Genomic DNA, 22,860 nt, shown 5'->3' on the forward strand with positions numbered 1-22,860 from the left:
TACAAATTTAAACCTTTTAATTTTTTAAAGTCGTCTAAACTTATCAAAAAACAAACCATAAATTAATAGCTTGTTGCCGATTCAATTAAACCGTTAACAAGTTGTAAGGAATAAAACCCGTTAAGAGAAGATCATAGATTTTTTTCGACAAGGATTATTTTAATATTATTAAACTCTTATTAAATATATATCAATCAGTTTGGTGAAAATGAGTCATAAGTTTTGAAAAATAATTATCTTAGCTCAAACCTTAACCACATCCAATGATACGGACTTTTTTAGCATTTTTTGTATTGATTTCAAACTTGATTTTTGCCCAAAATAAATTGAATATAATTCCTTATCCTCAAAAAGTTGAGCTTTTACAAGGAGAATTTGTAATCCCTGATACTTTAGTATTGAGTGGTGATCTGCCGAAAGAGGAGACAGAATATTTCAAAAAAAGAATAGGGTCTCTCTTAAAATTTCAATATGCTCAGAAGGGTGGAGGCATTCATTTGTCAAATTCTATAATCCCATCGGCTTCGGGAGCAGATGCTGAACAGAAAAAAGAATATTATTCAATTGAAGTTTCTCCAAAACAAATTCATATTAAATCTTATACGAAACAAGGATATTTTCTGGCAATTCAAACTTTAATTCAGATTATTGAACAGTATAAAGAGGCAAAGAAAATTCCAGCTCTTAAGATTGAAGATCAGCCGAAGTTTGCATGGAGAGGAATGCATCTGGATGTATGCCGTCATTTTTTTACTGTAGATGAGGTGAAGCAGTATATCGATTATCTGGCGATGTATAAACTGAATACGTTTCATTGGCATTTAACGGATGATCAGGGATGGAGAATTGAAATAAAAAAGTATCCTAAGCTTACTCAGATTGGTTCAAAACGTAAAGAATCCATGATTGGGGCTTATGTTGACAATACATTTGACGGAAAACCGTATGGTCCTTATTTTTATACTCAGGAACAAATAAAAGAGGTGGTAAAATATGCTCAGGAGAGACACATCACCGTGGTTCCGGAAATAGAAATGCCGGGTCATGCTTTGGCTGCATTATCTGCATATCCTGAACTGGCATGTACAAAAGGTCCTTTTGAAGCTGCTACAAAATGGGGCGTTTTTGATGATGTTTTCTGTCCGAAAGATGAAACATTTACCTTTCTGGAAAACGTTCTTGATGAGGTGATCAAATTATTTCCATCCAAATACATTCATATCGGGGGAGATGAGTGCCCGAAAACAAGATGGAAAGAATGTGCACACTGCCAGGAATTGATTAAGAAAAATAATTTAAAAGACGAACATGGCTTACAAAGCTATTTTATTCATAGAATTGAAAAATATGTCAACAGCAAAGGTCGAAAAATTATTGGCTGGGACGAAATTTTAGAAGGCGGTTTAGCTCCTAATGCAGCTGTAATGAGCTGGACGGGCGTGAACGGAGGTATTGAAGCTGCAAAATCAAAGCACTTTGCCGTAATGACACCGGGTGCATATTGTTATTTCGACCATTATCAGGGCGATCCACAGTCTGAACCTAATGCTTTTGGTGGTTTTACTCCTTTAGAGAAAGTTTATTCCTATAATCCTATTCCTTCCGAACTGAATGCAGAGCAGGCTAAATATATCATGGGAGTTCAGGCCAACCTGTGGACAGAATATATTTTGGATTTTAAGCAGGTACAGTACATGATTTTTCCAAGATTAATGGCACTTTCTGAAGTAGGATGGGGGACATCAGATCCTAAAAAATATAAAGAATTTGAAAACAGAGTGATCAGCCAGTTCAAAGTTCTGGATAAAATGAATGTGAGCTATGCAAAAAGCATTTATAACATTATTGGAAAAGTAGTTCCTTCCAATAACGGAATTGCTTACGAATTGTCAACTTCACAGAACTCAAATGGGATCAGATATACACTGGACGGAACCAATCCTACAATTAATTCCAAAACGTATCAGAATGCAGTTCAGATTCCTAGTTCTTTAACGATCAAATCAGCTTATTTTGAAGAAGGACAGTTGAAAAGTGCAGTATCTACACAGCAGTTTACCATTTCAAAAACCACAGGGAAAAGTATAACACTGGAGCAGCAGCCCAATGAAAATTACTCTTTTGGAGGTGCTTTCACATTGGTAGACGGAATAATCGGAAATGTAAAACAGCTTGGCAAAACATGGCTTGGCTTTCAGGGAAAAGATGTGGTAGCAACAATAGATTTTGGGCAGAAAACAACCTTCTCTGAAGTTTATTTCAATACTCTTGAAAATAAAGGAAGCTGGATTCATCTGGCTAAATCGGCAAAAATTTTTGTTTCTGATGATAACAGGAATTTTAAACTGATTAAAGAAATCGGAATCACAGAAATTCAAAATGCCAATGGAAAAATCAAAGTAAATGTAGAAACGCAGAATGCAAAATACCTGAAAGTAAGTATTGAAAATGCAGGTATTATTCCGGCTGGAAATCCAGGGGCAGATTCAAAAGCATGGTTATTTGTTGATGAAATTGGCGTAAATTAGTTGTATTAGAATTAAAAAATGCAGGACAATACCATACTTTCCTCGGAATTTTTATCATCACCAGATCTGGTGGAAAAACTGTATCATTATGGTACAACCAAAAACTACCATGAAGGAGATATTATTTTAGATGAAAATGCCTCCATCCGCTCCATTCCTATTGTGATGAAAGGAATGCTGAAAGTCATCAGAACAGAAGAGGACGGACGTGAAATTCTGTTATACTATATCAAAGCCGGAGAAAGCTGTATCATGTCTTTCCTTGGTGGAATGCACAATGAAAAAAGTATTGTAAAAGCCGAAATTGAAGAAGATGCAGAGATCCTTTTTCTACCCGTAGACAAGGTCTCTTTATTCATCAAAGAATATCCGGAATGGTTAGACTATATTTTCAGATTGTACCACAAAAGATTTGAAGAACTGTTAGATATCATTAATGCTATTGCTTTCAAAAAAGTAGATGAAAGGCTTTTAAGTCTTCTGCAGAAAAAATCTGAACTGACTCACTCAGAAACCATCCATACAACCCACGAACAACTGGCTAATGAGCTTGGAACTGCAAGAGTAGTGGTATCCAGACTTCTGAAACAGTTGGAAGAAGACGGAAAACTGAAGCTGGGAAGAAATAAAATCGTCCTACTGAAACCCCTGAACTCAACTTCAATTTAATCAAAGGTACTCACATTCCCCTCCTCCGGAGGGGTGGCAAAAATTCAAGGAATTTTTGACGGGGTGGTAAAAGTCATTGCAAACGTAGGTGAAGCAATCTCTATATTTCTCACAATAGCTTATTTGTACCCTTTGTGAACCTATCCGTGTTCATTCATATTAAAAAATCTCCTTATGTAACAAAAGTAGCTGTAGCTTCCTTCTTACATTCCCATTTTTGCATCATAATTAGTTGAATAGCGAAATGGAAATTATAGGGTATGTAGCAGCAGTTTTAATTGGAATTTCTCTTGGTCTGATTGGAGGTGGGGGAAGTATTCTCACCGTTCCTGTTTTGGTTTATCTCTTCGGGATTGATGCCTTTATGGCAACGGAATATTCTCTTTTTGTAGTGGGAGTAAGCAGTTTGGTGGGCTCAGTGTCATATTTTAAAAAAGGTTTGGTTAATTTCAAAATGGCATTGATATTCGGAATTCCTTCTGTAATTTCCATCATTCTGACCAGGATATATCTTCTGCCTTACATTCCGGATGAGATCCTCAGAATAGAGAACTTTACCATTACCAGAAACATTTTTTTACTACTGATTTTTGCAGGTTTAATGATTCTGGCTTCTTATAAAATGATAAGCCAAAATACTTCAGAAAAGCCTTTGGAAAGTACAGAGGATAAAAATAATACTTTGCTGATAGCTGGACAGGGCTCAATAGTCGGATTTTTAACAGGATTGGTAGGCGCTGGAGGTGGTTTTATGATCATTCCTGCATTGGTCAATCTTTTAAAAATTCCGATGAAGATTGCGATAGGAACATCTTTAGTCATTATCTCCCTCAATTCTTTAATCGGATTCTTTTCTTCTTTGAATCATGTGGCAATAGAATGGAAACTGTTGGTTTCTATTACAGGCATTGCTATTGTCGGAATTATAATAGGTTCACAGTTATCAAAGAAAATAGAAGGTAAAAAACTGAAACCTGCTTTCGGATGGTTTATCCTGATCATGGGGATCTACATTATTATCAAAGAAATTTTCCTTTAATTTTCTTATGTAACAAAAGTAGCTGTAGAGGAAAAAGGAAAGCAGGAGATTTGTATCAGATAACATGATCAAAAAATAAATACAATGAAAATAGAACAGATTTATACAGGATGCCTTGCACAGGGCGCTTACTATATTACTTCAGGCGGAGAAGCTGCAATTATTGATCCGTTAAGAGAAACACAGCCTTATATCAACAGATTGAAAGAAGACGGGGTACAGTTGAAATATATTTTTGAAACCCATTTTCACGCTGATTTCGTCAGTGGACATCTGGATTTAAGCCATAAAACAGGAGCTCCGATTGTTTACGGACCTACAGCTAATCCTGAATTTGAAGCAACCATCGCAGAAGATGAACAGATATTTAAAATAGGAAATAGTACAATCAAAGTTCTTCATACACCGGGACATACACTTGAAAGTTCATGTTACCTGTTGATCGATGAAAATGGCGTTGAAAAAGCACTTTTCAGCGGCGATACTTTATTCCTTGGAGATGTAGGCCGTCCGGATCTGGCCCAGAAAGGAGCTGATATGACGCAGGAAGAACTGGCAGGACTTTTATATGATAGTTTGTACAGTAAGATCTTGCCTTTAGATGATGATATTACTGTTTATCCAGCTCACGGAGCCGGTTCCGCCTGCGGTAAAAATATGCAGAAAGAAACTGTAGATACATTGGGAAATCAGAAGAGAACCAATTATGCTTTAAACCAGAATGACAAAGAGAGTTTTATAAAAGAAGTTACTGATGGACTTTTGCCGCCGCCTGCTTATTTCGGGATGAATGTGATGATGAATAAAAAAGGATATGGCAGTTTTGATGAAGTTCTTGCAAAGGGATTGCATGCTCTTGTTCCGGATCAGTTTGAAGAAATTGCTGAAGCTTCAGGAGCTTTGATTTTAGATGTAAGAAACAACCGTGAGTTTGCAAGAGGTTTTATACCACAATCTATAAATATAGGACTGGATGGTGATTTTGCCCCTTGGGTAGGTGCTTTAATTGCAGATGTCAACCAACCTATTCTGCTGGTAACGAAAAATGGAGCTGAAGAAGAAGCAGTAACCCGATTAAGCAGAGTAGGATTCGACAATATTTTAGGATTTTTGGATGGAGGTTTTGAAACCTGGATGAAAAGCGGAAAGGAAACAGACCTGGTCAACCGTATTTCTGCAGAGCAGTTTGAAAATGAGATAAAAGGAAAAGAGACAAAAATTATAGATATAAGAAAAGAAAGTGAATATAATTCGGAACATATCCAGGAAGCCTACAATAGACCATTAGCCTATATCAACGGATGGATTCATACCTTACAGCCGGAAGAACATTTTTATATGCATTGTGGAAGTGGATACAGAAGCACAATGGCGGCAAGTATCCTTCAGGCAAGAGGATACCGGAATTTCTCAGAAATAGAAGGAGGCTTCAATGCCATTGCATCCACAGGAATTTCCAAAAGTAATTTTGTGTGTCAAAGTAAAATTTTAAATAAATTAGATAAAAAATAAAAAATGTTGGAGATGATAAAAGAACCATGGCCATGGTATATTGCCGGTCCGTTGATTGGCCTTACCGTTCCCGCTTTATTGATTATTGGGAATAAATCCTTTGGAATCAGTTCCTCGCTGAGGCATATCTGTGCAGCCTGTATACCCGCAAATGTGAATTTCTTCAAATACGACTGGAAAAAAGAAGCCTGGAATCTGTTTTTTGTGTTGGGAATATTCTTTGGAGGAATGATTGCTGCAAATTTTTTGGTGAATCCCAATGAAATAACGGTGAATCCCAATCTGAAAACAGAACTGGCTGGCTATGGAATTACAGAGTATAGTAATCTGGTTCCGGTACAACTGATGAATTTCGAAAGCCTGTTGACGCTGAGAGGATTTATCATGATGGTAGTGGGTGGGTTTTTAGTAGGTTTCGGGACCAGATATGCAGGAGGGTGTACCAGCGGACATGCTATCATGGGACTTTCCAACCTGCAATGGCCTTCTCTGGTGGCAACAATCTGTTTTATGATCGGCGGTTTCTTAATGGCTAATGTCATTTTACCTGCCATCCTTTCCCTGTAATTATAATTTAAAAAGAGAAATTTTATCATGATAAAAGAAAAAGAACAGGATATCAGTCGTCAGAATGCTGTTTGTGTGAACGAAAGTGTCCCTACTCATCCATGGTATTACAACCTGAAGTATCTTGCTGCAGGAGTTATATTCGGGATTATTTTTGTGAAAGCAGAAGTCATCAGTTGGTTCAGAATACAGGAAATGTTCCGTCTGCAGTCTTTTCATATGTACGGAATTATCGGAAGTGCTGTATTGGTAGGAATGATTTCGATATGGCTGATCAAAAAATTCAATATAAAAACAATCTATGGCGAACCCATTACACTGACACCCAAAAAATTTAATAAAGGCCAGATCTACGGTGGATTGATATTTGGTTTCGGCTGGGCAATCACTGGAGCCTGTCCCGGACCTCTTTTTGCGCAGATCGGAACAGGAGCTTTAGCAGTATCCGTTACCCTTTTGAGTGCTATTGCCGGAACATGGGTATATGGATATTTCAAAGATAAATTGCCTCATTAATAAGTTCGTGTAAATCAAAGTTTTTGAAAGAATTACATGTAAAATATTTTCATTTACAACCATTTTATGATTCGTTTGTAAAGCTTCAAAACAATCTTACTATAAATTAAAAGACTACAGAATACTTTTCTGCGGTCTTTTTACTTTTCTAACAGCTGGAAAATTGTTAATTTGTAAGCCTAATAAACCTGATATGCAAAGTAGACGAAACTTTATAAAAAAAACCGCCGCAGCTTCTCTCGCACTTGCCGTAAACCCTTTAGAATTAATCGCTAAAGACTTACCCGGAAACACCAAAACTGTCAACAAACCGATTGTCCTTTCTACCTGGAATTTCGGATTAAAGGCCAATGAAGAAGCCTGGACAATCCTTGGAAAAGGAGGAAAAGCTTTGGATGCAGTTGAAAAAGGAGTTCGTCTCGTAGAATTAGATCCAAAAGAAAGAAGTGTTGGGTATGGAGGCCGTCCGGATAGAGATGGAAGAGTAACGCTGGATGCCTGCATCATGGATGAAAATTATAATATCGGTTCCGTTGCATGTCTTGAACATGTTAAAAATCCAATTTCCGTTGCCAGGGCGGTAATGGAAAAAACCCCTCACGTTATGCTTGTAGGAGACGGAGCATTACAGTTTGCCCTTTCACAAGGTTTTAAAAAAGAAAATCTTCTCACTCCGGAATCAGAAAAAGAATGGAAAGAATGGTTAAAAACGAGTCAGTATAAACCTATCGCGAATATTGAAAATCATGATACCATAGGAATGATCGCTTTGGATGCACAAGGAAATCTTTCCGGTGCCTGTACAACGAGCGGAATGGCTTTCAAAATGCACGGCAGAGTAGGAGATTCCCCGATTATCGGAGCAGGTCTGTTTGTAGATAATGAAGTAGGAGCTGCTACAGCAACGGGCCATGGCGAAGAAGTCATAAGAACGGTTGGAACTCATCTTGTAGTTGAACTGATGAGACAAGGCAGAAATCCACAGGAAGCCTGTAAAGAAGCCGTGGAAAGAATTGTTAAAATCACTCAGCGAAGAAACAAAAATCTAAAAGATATTCAGGTAGGCTTTATTGCGATCAATAAACAGGGAGAATATGGATCTTATTGTATTCAGGACGGCTTCAACTTTGCCGTTTATGATCAGAAAGGAAACCGCCTTGAAAAACCGGAATTTGCTTTAAAATAATTGTTTGATAGAAAGAACTTTGCAACGAATTATAAATATATTTTATCGGAGATAAAATCCTTACGCCTTAAAAGAATGTGCTATAAGAAAAATCTTTGTGCCTTTGCGTTATTCCAACAAAAATTAAAAATTCAATATAAATGGGCTTTAGCCCATTTAAACAAATCAATGACACCTATTGGCTTTAGCCAAAACATAAAATATGAAAAGAGCAATCATTGCTTCCTTATTTATGATTATCGCATGTAAGGAAGAAAAGAAGGAGATTAAAACACAGCAGATAAAAGAAAAAGCAGTTTTGAATAATGAGTCCAATGAAGCAGAAGCTGCAAAAAAGTGGTTGGAAAAAAGCATTGTAGAGTACTTCAAAGCTGATATCGGAAATGGAGAAAAGAATTTACAGAAGATCACCACAAAAGACTATTTTGATTATAAAACGGATGCCATGAATGTTGATCTTGATGTAGACGGAAGCCTTACAGAAAAAGAATTTAAGGAGAAATGGAAGTCGAAGTTCGATACCCGTAAAGCAGGTATGGGTATAGGATTTCTCATTCCTTCGCAGGATTGGATTAATATTGAAGTTGATAGCTGTGATTTAAAATCCTCTTCAAAAGATGCATATATCTTCAATGTCGTGCTGAGAGATGATGGTTTTAAAGCTTACTATCCCTCTGTTGTAAAAGTAGTAAAAGAAAACGGTTTCTTTTTGATTGCAGATGTATTGCAGGATGAGCCAAAGTAAAATTAAATAAATCATAGAATGTCAAAAATAGAAATAGCTTGTTTTAACCCTGAATCAGCGATAGTTGCTTTTGAAAACGGAGCAGACAGAATAGAATTATGTGATGGGCTTAGTGAAGGCGGTACCACTCCGGACTTTGAAACCATGAAAAAACTTCGTGAGAAAATTACCATCCCAATTTTTGTGATGATCCGTCCCAGAGGTGGAGATTTCACTTATTCAGATTCAGAATTTGAACAGATGAAAAGTGATTTGGTTCATTTAAAATCTTTACATGCAGATGGTTTTGTATTTGGTATTCTGGATGAAAATGATGAGGTCAATATAGAACAGAATAAAACTTTAGTGGAACTGGCAAAACCACTTCCTTGTACTTTTCATCGCGCTTTTGACCGTGCTGCAAATCTGGAAGATTCTTTAGAAAAAGTAATCGAGTGTGGTTTTACAACCATCCTTACTTCTGGCCAGAAACCTAATGTATCTGAAGGAAAAGAAAATCTTAAGAAACTGGTTGAGCTCTCTGATGGAAGAATCGAAATCCTTGTTGGAGGCGGACTTCGTTCATCCAATATTGAAGGAATAAGAGCTGTTACCAATGCTAATTACTTCCATTCTTCAGCGATTACTGATGGTGGGGCTTTTGCCAACCCTGATGAAGTGGTTGCGTTGAAGAGTAAATAATACAATAATATGCATCCGGTTTGTCATTCCGAGCGCAGCGTGGAATCTAAATTTTCAAAGTGGAGATTCCTTCGTTCCTCGGAATGACAAAATCACTGGTATTATACGATACAAAACAAATTTATTGATGAATAGAACGATCCTTTTTGCTTTCCTTTTCACACAGAATATCCTTTCCGCGCAGTTTTCACAAAGAAATCTGTCTTCCGAAAACTGGCAGTTCAGAAATTCAAAAGATCAAAACTGGCTTCCTGCGAAAGTTCCGGGAACGGTTCATTTGGATTTAATGAACAACAAAATTATTCAGGATCCTTACAAAGATGAAAATGAAAAAAAGGTACAGTGGATTGAGAATGAAGACTGGGATTATCAGACTGTGTTTATGGTTTCCTCTCAGGAATTAAAAAATGACAATATTGATCTTGTTTTTAACGGGCTGGATACATTTTCAGAAGTCTACCTTAATGGCAAGCTGTTAAAGAAAACAGACAATATGTTCCGGAAATGGGAAATTCCGGTGAAACAATATCTGAAAGCAGGAAAGAATACAGTTCAGATTAAGTTTACATCTGCTGTAAATACCGGAAAAGAATTAGCGAAAAAAGTTCCGTTCACCATGCCGGAATCACCAAGAAGTTTTGTGAGAAAAGCACAATACCAGTTTGGATGGGATTGGGGTCCAAGATTGGTTACGGCAGGAATATGGAAAGACGTTCAGTTAGAATTCTGGAATAATGCCAAAATTATTACCGTTAAAGATATTCAGAAAAAAGCTGCTGATGGTTCTAATGATTTGCATTTTGACGTAGAAATTGATGCGCAAAATGCCGGAAATTATACTTTGGATCTTAATAAAACCCATCAAAAAATATCTTTAAAAAAAGGAAATAATACAATATCGGTTCCTTACGAAACAAATGAGATGAAGCTTTGGCAGCCTAACGGCCGCGGTGAAGCCAATCTTTATGATTTTGAAGTGAAACTTTCAAAAGAACAGAAAAAGATTGATGCTAAAAATATCAGAATAGGAATAAGAACGGTAGAATTGGTTCAGGAAAAAGACGAAAAAGGAAAATCATTCTATTTTAAAGTGAATGGACAGCCATTGTATATCAAAGGAACCAACTGGATTCCGGGAGATAGCTTTTCGCCCAGAATGACCAAAGAAAAATATCATAAACTCATCAAAGATACCAAAGACGCCAATATGAATATGATCCGTATCTGGGGCGGAGGTATTTATGAAAATGATGAATTTTACAAAGCCTGTGACGAAAACGGAATTCTGGTATGGCAGGATTTTATGTTTGCAGGAAGCTTTTATCCGGCAGATGAAGCTTTTTTAAAGAATGTAAAAGAAGAAGTAAAAGATCAGGTCAACAGGCTTCAGAATCACCCGTCAATTGCTTTATGGTGCGGAAATAATGAAATTGATGAAGCGATTGTCAACTGGGGATATCAGAAGCAGTTCAACTATTCAAAAAACGACTCATTACGGGTTTGGAAAGATTATAAAAAGCTCTTCCATGAGGTAATTCCAAATGCATTAAAAGAGAACCTGAAGTCTGATAAAAATATATACTGGCCAAGCTCTCCATCCATCGGTTGGGGACATAAAGAAAGCCTTACAGAAGGAGATTCCCATTATTGGGGGGTGTGGTGGGGTGAGCAGCCCTTTGAAATTTACAACGAAAAAGTAGGACGTTTTATGTCTGAATATGGCTTTCAGGGAACACCCACTCTTGAAACCACAAAATCAATGTTTTCCGGAACTCCGGATTTAAGTCTACAAAATCCGACCATTAAAGCCCATGAAAAACATGCCCGTGGCTGGGATATTATTAATGAATACCTGAAACGGGATTACAAAATTCCGACCGATTTTGTACAATACAATTACGTTTCACAGTTGTTACAGGCAAGAGGAATGCAGATTGCCATTGAAGCTCACCGCCGCGCAAAACCGTATAATATGGGAACTTTGTACTGGCAGCTGAACGATTGCTGGCCGGTAGTTTCCTGGTCGTCCATCGACTATCTCGGAAACTGGAAAGCCTTCCATTATCAGGCAAAAAGAAGCTTCGAACCAATGTTGGTATCAGTAGCGGAAACAGAAAAAAACTATGACGTTTATCTGATAAGTGATCTATTGAAAGAATTGAAAACAGATATAAAGTTTGAACTCATTGATTTTAAAGGGAAAATACTTTGGAAAGCTAATCAATCAGATGATATTAGAGCTGATGTTAGTAAGAAAATACGAAGTATAAGTAAGTCAGAACTGGCTCAGTTTGATTTGTCCGGAGCTGTTTTAAAAATCAGTGCTGAAAAAGATACAACATTTGAAAAGCTGTTCTTTTTTAATAAACCTAAAGATTTAAAACTTTCAAAACCGGAGATTACCATCAGAAAAATTTCACCTACAGAAATTGAAATATCAACAGATGTTTTAGCGAAAGATATTTATCTGATAGGAGACACCCATTTCAGTGATAATTTCTTTGATCTGTTACCGGGAACTTCAAAAAGGGTTATCCTTTCAAAACCTTTGGAAAAAATTGAAGTCATGAGTCTTTGGGAAGTAATGAAGGATTAAAAACTATTTTGAAATACTTTCTCAGGTAGTCTAACCATATCAAGGTTTTAAAACTCAACATGGTAATAAGTCTTATCTCACATTAAAAATTCTGCTAAAAAAATATAAATTTTACCCTTCCAACTCAAAAATCAGCCGTAAATTTGCACTATATTTCTTTATAGTTATGGTAAATTTTGTTCTGATTGCAGTGTGTATCATTGCAGGAATGATATTCAAAGCAACAAAATCTATCCACCCCGATGCCCACAAAGGTATCAACACCTGGATTCTTTATCTTGCTCTTCCGGCAGTTTCGTTTAAATATCTGCCTAAAGTAAAATGGACAACGGAAATGCTGTTTCCGATTGCAGCCACATTTTTAATTTCTGTGTTCTGCTTTTTCTTTATGATGGTGTACAGTAAGAGCAAAGGGTATTCAAGGCGATCCAGAAGTACTTTAGAACTGGCAAGCGGTTATAGCAATACTTCGTTTATAGGATTTCCTTTAATCAGTGCCTTTTATGGTGAAGGACTTCTGAGTATTGCTATTATCTGTGACCAGACTATGTTTTTTTCTCTTTCCACGCTCGGAATTATTGCGGCAGTGAAAGGAGGAAGCAGATCAGGAAAGGTAAGTGCACTATTTATTTTAAAAAGACTTGTTACGTTTCCTCCGTTAATAGGATGTATTTCTGCTTTGGTATTGTCGCAGTTCATTGATTTTACTGTAGCAGAGCCGTTCTTTGATAAATTAGCAGCAACAGTAAGTCCGTTAGCTTTGTTTTCTGTAGGATTACAGCTGAAATTCAATGGATGGAAAAAGTTGATTCCTCAGATGTCCATGTCTATGCTTTATAAATTGATTCTGGCACCCGCAATTGTTCTGGGAATGGCTCTGTTATTTGGAATAAAAGGAGATGTGGCAAAAATTACGGTTTTTGAAGCAGCTATGCCTACACTCGTTACCTCAAGTATTATCGCAGAACAGTTCAGATTGAATACAAAACTGACCAACCTGATCATCGGAGTCAGTATTATTGTCGGATTTTTTACCTCTGCATTCTGGTATGAAATGACCGAATACTTTTTTTAACCGCAAAAGTCACAAAACCTTAACATTAAATACTGATTGTGTAAAGTTTACAAAATGAAAATCTTCAGATTTTTGAACTTATATGTACTTTTATACATAAAGCTGAGCACTTAAAGAGTTAGGGCTTTTGTGACTTTTGTGGTAGAATTGGCTTTTAAACCAAAGTTTTAAATGTTACGGAAGAATCTCCACAAAGTTGCAGTTCTCTCAGGAAAAATCTAATTTTACACTTTAAATATTTCCCTTGCAATACGCTCAAATTGTTTTACCCCTGAACCTCAAAGGATCTTTTACCTATAAAGTTCCTGAAGAAATGATATCTGAAATCCAGCCCGGAATGCGTGTCCTTGTACCGTTTGGCGGAAAGAAAATTTACACAGGAATTGTATTTGAGCTTCACGATAATGCACCGGAAAACTTTGCCGCCAAGGAAGTGATCAGTATGCTGGATGATCAACCGATTATGCCTCAGGAACAAATTGATTTCTGGAACTGGCTGTCGGAGTATTACATGTGCAGTCTTGGGGAAATTTACAGGTTTTCGTTTCCTTCTTCGTTAAAACTGGAGAGTGAAACCTATTTAAAATTAAAACCGGGTGTAGTTGTTGATTTTGAAAATCTGGATGTCAACGAAATGTACCTGATTCAGGCACTGGAAGTACGTCAGCTGATCAATCTGACAGATATTGAAGCATTTATTCCTAAAAAGGATATTATTAAAACCATCAATTCACTGATTGATCTTCAGTATATTGAAATTGATGAAAAAATTGCTGAGAAATACAGAGCCAAAGAAGTGGCTTACGTAAGAATTAATGATGAGGTTTTGGCCAATCAGAATCTTACAGATGTGCTTTTAAAACTGAACAGAGCTCAAAAACAGAAAGATCTGTTCCTTCTTATTTTAGAAAAACAGACAGAAAACCCTGATATTCCTATTAAAAAATCTGAACTGTTTGAAGATGGTTATTTCGGAAGTTCGCACTTAAAACCTTTGGCAGACAAAGGTCTTGTAGAGGAATACTACATGCAGAAAGACAGAATTGAAAGCTATGAAGGAGAAATTGAAGAGCTTGAAGAACTTTCCGAACAGCAGAAAATAGCAAAATCTGAGATTGATGCAGCTTTTGAAGAAGGTAAGAATGTCCTGCTTCACGGGGTTACTTCATCAGGGAAAACGCATATTTATTTAGAGAAAATTGAAGAATGTATCAGAGAAGGGAAAAATGTTCTCTTTTTGCTCCCTGAAATTTCTCTGACGAAACAGATCACCCAAAGATTAGAAAAAAAATACGGCAGGCAGCTCGGTTTTTATCATCAGAAACTGACAGATTTTGAAAGGGTAGAAGTATGGAGAAGAATTAAACAGAATGATATCCGTATCCTGATCGGAACACGTAACGCTTTGTTTTTACCTTATCAGAATCTGGGACTTATTGTGGTAGATGAGGAGCATGATTCAGCGTACAGGCCAAGAGAAGTTTCTCCTTATTTTAATGCTAAAGATGCATCATTGGTTTTAGGTGGATTTTATAACGCGGGTGTGATCTTAGGATCTGCGACTCCATCCGTGGAAAGCTATTACAGAGCCCGAAAAGATAAAATGAGATATGTTTTCCTGAATGAAAGATTTGGGAATGTCAATCTGCCGGAATATGAGCTGATCAATTTCAAAGAAGCTCAGGAATCTAAAAAGGTTTCAGGAAATTTCTCTTTGAAGCTTGTTGAAGAGATCAAGAAAACGGTAGATGAAAAAAATCAGGCGATCGTCCTGCACAATCGCCGTGGCTATTCGAATGTTATAGAATGTGAGAGTTGTGGTTATGTCAATTATTGTTCCAATTGTGATGTGGTAATGACCTATCACAAGGCAGCCAATGAAATGAAGTGCCATTACTGCGGACAAAGAGCTTCAAAACCAAGAACCTGCCCGAAATGTAATTCTGAAAAGCTGAACGAAAGAGGAGTTGGGGTAGAGCAGATTCATGAGGAGGTTTCCAAACTGTTTCCTGAAAATGAAGTGGACAGAATGGATGTGGATTCTATGCGTAAGAAATTTGCCTACGAAAAGCTGTATGAAAAGATTGAGGACGGAGAAACAGATATCATTGTGGGAACACAAATGATTTCTAAGGGATTGGATTTTGACCATATCGAGCTGGTTACGATTCCCAAAGCAGACTCCTTATTATATGTACAGGATTTTCGGGCAGAAGAAAGAGCTTATCAACTGATTACACAGGTTTCAGGAAGAGCAGGAAGAGTTTCCGGAAAAGGAAGAATCCTGATTCAGACTTATAATCCTGAGCATTCTGTATTCCAGCTGATCAAGATGAATAATCCTGCGAAGATCTATAAATACATTCTTACTGAACGTCAGAAATTCCATTATCCGCCTTTTACCAAGCTGATTATGATTGAAATGAAGCACAGAAGAGAAGATAAAGTAGACCGTGCTTCTCAGTTTTTGGGTTCTATCCTTAGAAAATATCTTCCGGAAGATTGTGTTTTAGGTCCTGAAAGAGCTCAGATTGCAAAACTGAATAATCTGTACCAATTCCAGATTATGCTTAAGCTTCCCCGTGGTAAAAACTATGAGAAATTCAAAAACCTGGTTTTGATAAGTTTGAAAGAATTTGATGAAATTACTGCATATCAAAGCATTAAAAAAGATGTTTTTGTAGATTTTTAACAATTTTTAACAAACTTTACACTCTTTTATAAGACACTCGTAGCTCGTTGTATAACAATAATTTCTACTTTTGGACGTTGATTAAGTGTTTGGCTTTTTAATTGAATGATTTAACCTGTCATTTTTTATAGAGTCAAAACTATAGAATTAAAAGAAGATAGATGGTAAATTTCAGAAAATATATTTCAAGTGCGGCGGTGTTGGCTTCTGGTCTTTTCCTGGCTCAATCTACCGTTTCTACCGTTCTTTATTCTCAGAATTATGACAGTCAGAAAAGCAGTCTAAACCTGCCTTCACCCGTTAGTACGATGGTGGAGAAAACTGTTTTGTCAGCAAAAGAACTGGTAGATATTAACGTAAACACAATGATGGCGGATCCTGTGCTGAAAAATGCAAACTGGGGATTCGTAGTGTACGATCCGAAAACGAAGAAGGTAATCTCTTCGTATAATGAAAATACTCCTTTAGTACCTGCTTCTACTACAAAGCTCCTGACAACGGAAACAGCATTAAACCTACTTGGTGAAAACTACCGTTGGATGACTCAGCTTGAGTATTCAGGGACTATAGATGAAAACGGAGTTTTAAATGGAAATCTTTATGTGATAGGAAGCGGTGACCCTTCTTTGGGAACCAACAAAGCAGGAGCTTCATCTTATAGAGATATCATTTCAGATTTCATAGGCGGAGTTTCAAGAGAGGGAATCAAAAAAGTAAATGGTGATATTATCATTCAGACAGCGCTTTTCAAAGGCAATATTTCAATGCTTCCGGAAAATGTTGTATGGTTGGAAAACAATAATTATTACTTACCTGCAGGAAGTACCCGAGATATTAACCCAGCCAACGAAAAACTGATTGTTAAAAAAGGAAGTTTCTCTACAGATAAGAAATTTTTCTACGTTTCTCCTTATAATCATCAGATGGTATATGCTGATAAATATGAAGGAAGCGGAACTTTAACAACCAAAATTCCTGATGCTCCGGCATTTCTTGCCAACTCATTCAGAACCACATTGGTGAAAAGCGGAATTCCTGTTACCGGAAAAGTAACTCCGAAAATGACAGATTCAGCTCCGGAAGGCCGAAAAATGCTTTCAGCATATAAATCTCCAACTTTAGGTGATATTATTTATTATACCAATCAGCACAGTGATAACTCATTAGCAGAAGCTTTATTAAAAACTGCGGGTTATCAGAAAATGGGTGACCAGACTTCAGAATCAGGAAGAATTGTGGTGACTGATCACCTTAAAGATGCCGGTTTTGATATGATGGGTCTTAATTATATAGATGGAAGCGGTCTTTCAAGAAGTAATAATGTAACCCCTATTTCTCAGGTGAAGTTTCTTACTTCTCTGATGGATCAGAAATATTACAGATCTTATCTTACTTCTCTACCGATCGGAGGCCAATCCGGAACTTTAAAAAGAATGTTCATCGGAGGAGGTAACGGACAGGTTTTTGCAAAAACTGGAACTTTAAATAAAGTAAAGACTTTAGCAGGCTATCTGAAAACAAATTCCGGGAAAACATTAGTGTTCTCTTTAATGGTGAACAACTATTCCGGATCTGTAGATATGGTGAAAAAGAGAATGGAAAAAATTCTTGAACCTGCATTGGATCTTTAAAAATGTTTTATTTTATATATTATAACAGCCTTTTAATCATTGATTAAAAGGTTTTTTTTATATTTGATTAAATTTTTCAAAACATGACAAAATTGTACCTTTTGGTGTTGGGATTTTTATTATCTCAACAATTTTATGGCCAGAAGCATGAGCAAAATACCGATATGAAAGGGTTGATCGAAAAAGAGAAACAATCCTTTACTCAGAAAATGAATATTGGGAACACGAACCCCAATACTCTGAACTATGACTTACAGTACCAGAGAATGGATGTCAGTCTGGATCCTGCGGTGTATAATATTTCGGGATCTGTAACTTCTCACTTTAAACCTAACCAAAGTATGGGAAGTATTTATTTTGATCTTTCCAATTCTTTAACGGTTTCTCAGGTGAAGTATCATGGGACTAATATCACAAGTTTTCAGCAGCTTCCTTCAAAAGAACTGAAAATTGATTTTCCTGCTTCTATTCCTGCCAATACGTTAGATTCTCTTACCATTTATTATGCAGGAGCTCCATCTACAAGTAATGATGCTTTCAAAACATCCCTTCAGAGCGGAACTCCGGTTCTTTCTACTTTAAATGAGCCTTATGGAGCGCAGGACTGGTTTCCAACAAAACAGAGTTTAAATGATAAAATTGAAAGATTTGATTTTAAAATTACAACGCCGTCCAATTACAGCGTTGCAGCCAATGGAAAATTGATGTCCGAAACTTTTCCTACAGGATCCACAAAGCTTACCTTTTGGAGAACCATGTATCCTACAGCAGCATATCTGATTGCTTTGTCTATCACTAACTTTGTGAAGCTTACTGATACAATGGGAAATCCTCCGTTTCCTTTTGTGAATTATATTTATCCGTCTACGAATTCAAATGCCACCAGCATCACTAATATTAACTGGACGAAGCAGGTGATGGATACTTTTGAGACCTATTTTGGTTCTTATCCTTTCCGTAATGAAAAATACGGTCATATGGAATTTATGTATGGAGGAGGGATGGAGCATCAGACCATGTCTTCTATGGGTGGCTGGAGCAAACAGCTTATTGCCCATGAGCTTACCCACCAATGGTTTGGTGATAAAGTGACTTGTGGTGCCTGGAATGATATCTGGCTGAATGAAGGTTTTGCTACCTTCGGAGAGCATGTTGCCAATGAAAAACTACTGATGACCAATACAGAATTTCTGAATTATTTGCAAGGCCAGTCCAGCTATATTACAGGAAGTGTAGGAGGAAGTGTGTATGTACCTGATAGCGGACTTTCCAGCATCAACAGAATCTTCGATAGCAGGCTTACGTATGCTAAAGGAGGGTATATACTGAGAATGCTGAAATGGGCTTTAGGAGATGCTGTTTTTTATCAGGCACTTAAAGATTACCATGCAAGACCGAATTTGGCCTACAGCTATGTGCGTACAGCAGATTTCAATGCATCTTTGCTTCAGTCTACCGGAACAGATTTTACAGAATTTTTTAATGACTGGGTGTACGGAGAAGGATACCCTACTTACAATATAAAATGGATGCAAAACGGAAATCAGGCTTTATTTAAAGTTTCTCAGACTCAGAGCAGCTCTACAGTAAGCTTTTTTGAAATGCCTTTACCGATTAAAGTAACCGGAACTTCCGGACAGACAGCTTATTTGGTTCTTAATAATACATCCAATAATCAAAGCTTTTTGCAGTCTGTAACATTCCCGATTGCAAGTGTTCAGTTTAATTATGAGTACCAGATTCTTGAGAAAAATTCTACGGTTACTCAGGATAATACCTTAAGTGTTTCTTCTGTTGAAAAAGATAACTTTGGCTTATACCCAAACCCTGCAAAAAATGAAATTAATCTTAAAGGAATTAATAGAGCCGAAGATTTCACGATTCATGCGATAGATGGAAAATTGGTAGGAAAAGGAACTTATCAGCCAGGTAAAGCAATCGGAATTTCAGAATTGGTTCCGGGAACTTATATTATTACTATTCAAGAAAAGAATATTAAATTTGTAAAATATTAAATTACAAATTATAATATTATAAACTAAACCATGAAAAAGAGACTTTTTTATTTATTAGCTTTATTTCCTATTGGATTAATTCTAAATGCTCAAACTCAGACAATCTCATTTGAAGCTTCTGAAGGGTATAATCAGGGAACAATTGTAGGACAGAATGGGTGGGAATTATGGAATCCGAATAATCCAACCTTAGATTTAAATTCTCTGAAAATAAGTAATGATAAAGCTACTGATGGCGTTAGTTCATTAGCGTTAGAAGGAGGAAGTGGGTCTACTGTGGCAATTGCAAAAGATATTTCTGCAATGATTGGAAGCAGTGATAGTGAAATCTCATTTGATTTTTATTATGTATTTGATTTTGTTTCTTATCCCACAGATGATTTCAGATTTACTATTTCTACCAATACACCGGGTGCTTTTGGGCTCGGCGGTTTCGTATTAACGAGTAGTACCAAAAATATGAACTGGATAAAACCTTATAATGGCGGAACTTTAGTAGGATCTGTTCTTCAGCCTAATATGTGGCACAATATTAGATTTGTTCTAAAAAATTCTGAAAATTTATTAACTTGTTATGTTGATGGTGAACTTAAATATTCAACAACTTTTGTTTTAACAAGTAATACCAATGCAATTATTGGTAATGTTCATAAAATTAATTTTTATTACTCTCCTTTTCCCAGAGGTTTTTACATTGATAATATGAAAATTACAAAGTTAGGAGGTGCTTTAGCTGTAAATGAAACACCTAAAGCACAAACTTTTAAAATATCACCAAACCCTGCTGTTGATCAACTGAATATTAAAAGTGATGAAAAGATCAATTTGATTTCAATTTTTGATGCCAAGGGAAGCCTTGTAAGAAACATTGCTGAACCAGGGAAAAATTTAAATATTTCTGACCTGAATTCAGGGAATTATATTATCAGAATAAAAACAGATAAGTCTGAATACACACAAAAAATTATTAAGAAGTAAATTTTGATAATTATTAAAATGATCGAATAAAACGGACATCTAGTCCGTTTTATTTTGTTTTATATTTGAAAGCTTCTTTGTTTTCTGGCAGCCCTAGCTCCTCTTGCCTTGGCAATTTTCACTTTGTAATTGAACCACTTTTCTCTGAATATTTTGCGCATTAGATTATCAAAATGTCTTGTAATCACAAGGTTTTTAAAGCCACGCCATTTTTCAAGAGCACTCGATGGTAGCGCTCTCACAGATATTGAGTAACCTTCCGTGTCATATTGGATATAATGCCACCATCCGGACGGGATATAAAGCGTTTCACCGGGATAGATAATTGCTTCGTAACCATTTAAATAAAGTAGCGCCGGATATTTTCTGTAATCCGGATTTTTTATGTGGGCCAGACTATGAAAGTTATAAGGCAGTTTGTACATGAAATCAGACTGCTCCCAGGGAAAGAGCCATACTCTTTTAATTCCCTGAAATTGGGTGATAAAGACATGTGACATGTCAATATCAATATGATTTCTGGTTACAGAACCTTCACCTCCGAAAAACATAAAAGGTAACCATTTTAATATTTTACCATTCGTAACATCATTGTAGATGATATCATTCTTGAGTTCAGGTTTTATTTTTAATAAATTGAATAAGAAAAGTCTGTGTTCAGTAGGGGCAGACTGGATCAGATCTAGATATTCTGAAAACGTGGATTGTGCAATAGGATCACTTGCCACTCTGTCTAGGGAATCAAGTTCACTTCCGTATATATTCACCACATGGCCGCCTGCAATTTCGTTGAAATACCCATAATTCCACTTTTTGAAAGCAGGACTTTCCGGATGCACAAAGTCTTCAAGAATAATCGGAATTCTCGGCTTCATATGAGTGTTAATAAAGGTTTCTGAACTGATTGTCTTTATTTTTTGTACCGGCTTTAGTCTCATGCATTAAAATTTAGAACAAATATAAATATTATCCTACTAAATTTGTAGACTAATGATGTTAAAACTGATATCTGCACTGATTTTTTAGAATTAAACTGATAAAAGGTTTTATTTTACTGCCTTTTTAGTAAATTAGCACATCTAAAAAATTACCAAAAATGATCTCTGAAAAATACCTTCAACATTTACAGAACGAGCTTCAGAATATTGAGAATGACGGACTTTACAAAAGAGAAAGAATCATCACTTCTCAACAAAGTGCAGAAATAGAAGCGAACGGAAAAAAGCTTTTGAACTTCTGTGCAAACAATTATCTGGGATTATCAAACAATCCGGAAGTAATGAAAGCTTCTCAGGAAATGATTCAGTCTCATGGTTATGGAATGTCTTCTGTTCGTTTCATTTGCGGAACACAGGATATTCACAAAGAATTGGAGAAAAAAATCGCTGATTTCTTAGGTCTTGAAGATACTATCCTTTATGCTGCGGCATTTGATGCTAATGGTGGGGTGTTCGAACCTTTGTTTACAGAAGAAGATGCTATTATTTCAGATGAATTGAACCATGCATCAATCATTGATGGTGTTCGTCTTTGCAAAGCAGCGAGATACAGATATAAAAATAATAATATGGCGGACCTGGAAGCTCAGTTGATAGCAGCTTCTGAAAAGAATCACCGTTTCAAAATCATTGTTACAGACGGAGTATTCTCAATGGACGGTATCGTGGCAGACTTAAAAGGAGTTTGTGACCTTGCTGATAAATATGATGCTTTGGTAATGGTAGACGATTCTCATGCAACAGGTTTCATCGGGAAAACAGGTCGCGGAACTCACGAGGCTAATGAAGTAATGGGTAGAGTAGATATCATCACTTCTACCTTAGGAAAAGCTTTGGGAGGTGCTTTAGGAGGATTTACTTCCGGTAAGAAAGAGATTATTGACATGTTGAGACAACGTTCAAGACCTTATTTGTTCTCGAACTCTCTGGCACCTGGAATTGTAGGAGCTGCTTTGAAAGTATTGGATATGATTTCTGATGATACTTCACTTCGTGATAAAGTAATGGAAAATGCAGAGTATTTCAGAACGGAAATGAAAACCAAAGGTTTTGATATTCCTGAAGGAGATGCAGCTATAGTTCCGGTAATGCTTTATGATGCACCGCTTTCTCAAAAAATGGCTGAAAAGCTTATGGATGAAGGTATTTACGTAATCGGGTTCTTCTATCCTGTGGTACCAAAAGGAAAAGCGAGAATCAGAGTGCAGTTGTCTGCAGCTCACACAAGAGAACATTTAGATAAAGCCATTGCTGCTTTTGAAAAAGTAGGTAAAGAATTAGGAGTGATCTCTTAATCGTTGAATTGGTTACAACAATGAAAATATAATGTTCGGCTCGGGCAGCTTTGCTGCCCCGAGCCGAACTATTTTTTATAGAAATCCTTTTTTGATTGGATTTTCCTAATCAAAAGAAATTTATTTTTAACAATTAC

Annotated in this window: 17 protein-coding genes; 16 read left to right on the forward strand and 1 reads right to left on the reverse strand. The window is 36.5% G+C overall.

Annotated elements, in window-relative coordinates; genetic code table 11:
• Window positions 1-263 precede the first annotated feature (263 nt).
• The 15 genes from LKL37_RS01905 (at window position 264) to LKL37_RS01975 (ending at window position 20,430) form a co-directional block, all read left to right on the forward strand.
• Entirely contained in the window at window positions 264-2,528 is a 2,265-nt protein-coding gene (locus LKL37_RS01905) for a glycoside hydrolase family 20 protein (RefSeq protein WP_431608894.1), read from the forward strand.
• Window positions 2,529-2,546: 18 nt separating this feature from the next.
• Window positions 2,547-3,197 carry a Crp/Fnr family transcriptional regulator gene (locus LKL37_RS01910; RefSeq protein WP_431608895.1) on the forward strand — a complete coding sequence of 217 codons (651 nt, stop codon included), beginning with the start codon at window positions 2,547-2,549 and terminating at the stop codon, window positions 3,195-3,197.
• A 244-nt stretch (window positions 3,198-3,441) separates the two neighbouring features.
• Window positions 3,442-4,236, forward strand: coding sequence for a sulfite exporter TauE/SafE family protein (locus LKL37_RS01915; protein ID WP_431608896.1), 795 nt, complete (start codon window positions 3,442-3,444; stop codon window positions 4,234-4,236).
• An 84-nt stretch (window positions 4,237-4,320) separates the two neighbouring features.
• Window positions 4,321-5,748 carry an MBL fold metallo-hydrolase gene (locus LKL37_RS01920; protein WP_431608897.1) on the forward strand — a complete coding sequence of 476 codons (1,428 nt, stop codon included), beginning with the start codon at window positions 4,321-4,323 and terminating at the stop codon, window positions 5,746-5,748.
• A 3-nt stretch (window positions 5,749-5,751) separates the two neighbouring features.
• The gene (locus LKL37_RS01925) at window positions 5,752-6,315 is read left to right on the forward strand and encodes a YeeE/YedE family protein (protein ID WP_431608898.1); all 564 of its coding nucleotides are present in this window, start codon (window positions 5,752-5,754) and stop codon (window positions 6,313-6,315) included.
• Between the two features lie 27 nt (window positions 6,316-6,342).
• Window positions 6,343-6,831: a DUF6691 family protein gene (locus LKL37_RS01930; RefSeq protein ID WP_431608899.1), complete on the forward strand. Its 489-nt coding sequence runs from the start codon at window positions 6,343-6,345 to the stop codon at window positions 6,829-6,831.
• Between the two features lie 193 nt (window positions 6,832-7,024).
• Window positions 7,025-8,017, forward strand: a complete 993-nt coding sequence (locus LKL37_RS01935) for an isoaspartyl peptidase/L-asparaginase family protein (RefSeq protein WP_431608900.1) — start codon at window positions 7,025-7,027, stop codon at window positions 8,015-8,017.
• A gap of 202 nt (window positions 8,018-8,219) precedes the next feature.
• Window positions 8,220-8,762 (forward strand): hypothetical protein, encoded by a 543-nt coding sequence (locus tag LKL37_RS01940; protein WP_431608901.1) that lies wholly within the window; start codon window positions 8,220-8,222, stop codon window positions 8,760-8,762.
• 18 nt (window positions 8,763-8,780) lie between these two features.
• Complete coding sequence (locus tag LKL37_RS01945; RefSeq protein WP_431608902.1) at window positions 8,781-9,443, forward strand: copper homeostasis protein CutC; 663 nt, start codon at window positions 8,781-8,783, stop codon at window positions 9,441-9,443.
• 127 nt (window positions 9,444-9,570) lie between these two features.
• Entirely contained in the window at window positions 9,571-12,039 is a 2,469-nt protein-coding gene (locus LKL37_RS01950; protein ID WP_431608903.1) for a beta-mannosidase, read from the forward strand.
• 166 nt (window positions 12,040-12,205) lie between these two features.
• A complete protein-coding gene (locus LKL37_RS01955) occupies window positions 12,206-13,114 on the forward strand; it encodes an AEC family transporter (protein ID WP_431608904.1) in 909 nt (302 codons plus the stop codon).
• Window positions 13,115-13,358: 244 nt separating this feature from the next.
• Window positions 13,359-15,806 carry a replication restart helicase PriA gene (priA, locus tag LKL37_RS01960; protein ID WP_431608905.1) on the forward strand — a complete coding sequence of 816 codons (2,448 nt, stop codon included), beginning with the start codon at window positions 13,359-13,361 and terminating at the stop codon, window positions 15,804-15,806.
• A 161-nt stretch (window positions 15,807-15,967) separates the two neighbouring features.
• Window positions 15,968-17,437: a D-alanyl-D-alanine carboxypeptidase/D-alanyl-D-alanine endopeptidase gene (gene dacB / locus LKL37_RS01965; protein WP_431608906.1), complete on the forward strand. Its 1,470-nt coding sequence runs from the start codon at window positions 15,968-15,970 to the stop codon at window positions 17,435-17,437.
• Window positions 17,438-17,520: 83 nt separating this feature from the next.
• On the forward strand, window positions 17,521-19,452 hold the full coding sequence (locus LKL37_RS01970; protein WP_431608907.1) for a M1 family aminopeptidase: 1,932 nt from the start codon (window positions 17,521-17,523) through the stop codon (window positions 19,450-19,452).
• Between the two features lie 30 nt (window positions 19,453-19,482).
• Window positions 19,483-20,430: a T9SS type A sorting domain-containing protein gene (locus tag LKL37_RS01975; protein WP_431608908.1), complete on the forward strand. Its 948-nt coding sequence runs from the start codon at window positions 19,483-19,485 to the stop codon at window positions 20,428-20,430.
• A 59-nt stretch (window positions 20,431-20,489) separates the two neighbouring features.
• Here the strand turns inward: LKL37_RS01975 and LKL37_RS01980 are convergent, their stop codons facing one another.
• The gene (locus LKL37_RS01980; protein ID WP_431608909.1) at window positions 20,490-21,368 is read right to left on the reverse strand and encodes a cupin-like domain-containing protein; all 879 of its coding nucleotides are present in this window, start codon (window positions 21,366-21,368) and stop codon (window positions 20,490-20,492) included.
• 158 nt (window positions 21,369-21,526) lie between these two features.
• On the opposite strand from LKL37_RS01980, the gene kbl reads away from it, so the two are divergent.
• Window positions 21,527-22,723, forward strand: a complete 1,197-nt coding sequence (gene kbl / locus LKL37_RS01985; protein ID WP_431608910.1) for a glycine C-acetyltransferase — start codon at window positions 21,527-21,529, stop codon at window positions 22,721-22,723.
• Window positions 22,724-22,860: the final 137 nt, after the last annotated feature.

Origin of the sequence: Chryseobacterium sp. 'Rf worker isolate 10', assembly GCF_050753305.1 — a bacterium.
Classification (GTDB): Bacteria; Bacteroidota; Bacteroidia; order Flavobacteriales; family Weeksellaceae; genus Chryseobacterium.

What these genes read in the sequence shown, in the direction of transcription:
- LKL37_RS01905 (WP_431608894.1), top strand. Translation starts at nt 264, where the DNA reads ATGATACGGACTTTTTTAGCATTTTTTGTATTGATTTCAAACTTGATT.
- LKL37_RS01910 (WP_431608895.1), top strand. Translation starts at nt 2,547, where the DNA reads ATGCAGGACAATACCATACTTTCCTCGGAATTTTTATCATCACCAGAT.
- LKL37_RS01915 (WP_431608896.1), top strand. Translation starts at nt 3,442, where the DNA reads ATGGAAATTATAGGGTATGTAGCAGCAGTTTTAATTGGAATTTCTCTT.
- LKL37_RS01920 (WP_431608897.1), top strand. Translation starts at nt 4,321, where the DNA reads ATGAAAATAGAACAGATTTATACAGGATGCCTTGCACAGGGCGCTTAC.
- LKL37_RS01925 (WP_431608898.1), top strand. Translation starts at nt 5,752, where the DNA reads ATGTTGGAGATGATAAAAGAACCATGGCCATGGTATATTGCCGGTCCG.
- LKL37_RS01930 (WP_431608899.1), top strand. Translation starts at nt 6,343, where the DNA reads ATGATAAAAGAAAAAGAACAGGATATCAGTCGTCAGAATGCTGTTTGT.
- LKL37_RS01935 (WP_431608900.1), top strand. Translation starts at nt 7,025, where the DNA reads ATGCAAAGTAGACGAAACTTTATAAAAAAAACCGCCGCAGCTTCTCTC.
- LKL37_RS01940 (WP_431608901.1), top strand. Translation starts at nt 8,220, where the DNA reads ATGAAAAGAGCAATCATTGCTTCCTTATTTATGATTATCGCATGTAAG.
- LKL37_RS01945 (WP_431608902.1), top strand. Translation starts at nt 8,781, where the DNA reads ATGTCAAAAATAGAAATAGCTTGTTTTAACCCTGAATCAGCGATAGTT.
- LKL37_RS01950 (WP_431608903.1), top strand. Translation starts at nt 9,571, where the DNA reads ATGAATAGAACGATCCTTTTTGCTTTCCTTTTCACACAGAATATCCTT.
- LKL37_RS01955 (WP_431608904.1), top strand. Translation starts at nt 12,206, where the DNA reads ATGGTAAATTTTGTTCTGATTGCAGTGTGTATCATTGCAGGAATGATA.
- dacB (WP_431608906.1), top strand. Translation starts at nt 15,968, where the DNA reads ATGGTAAATTTCAGAAAATATATTTCAAGTGCGGCGGTGTTGGCTTCT.
- LKL37_RS01970 (WP_431608907.1), top strand. Translation starts at nt 17,521, where the DNA reads ATGACAAAATTGTACCTTTTGGTGTTGGGATTTTTATTATCTCAACAA.
- LKL37_RS01975 (WP_431608908.1), top strand. Translation starts at nt 19,483, where the DNA reads ATGAAAAAGAGACTTTTTTATTTATTAGCTTTATTTCCTATTGGATTA.
- LKL37_RS01980 (WP_431608909.1), bottom strand. Translation starts at nt 21,368, where the DNA reads ATGAGACTAAAGCCGGTACAAAAAATAAAGACAATCAGTTCAGAAACC.
- kbl (WP_431608910.1), top strand. Translation starts at nt 21,527, where the DNA reads ATGATCTCTGAAAAATACCTTCAACATTTACAGAACGAGCTTCAGAAT.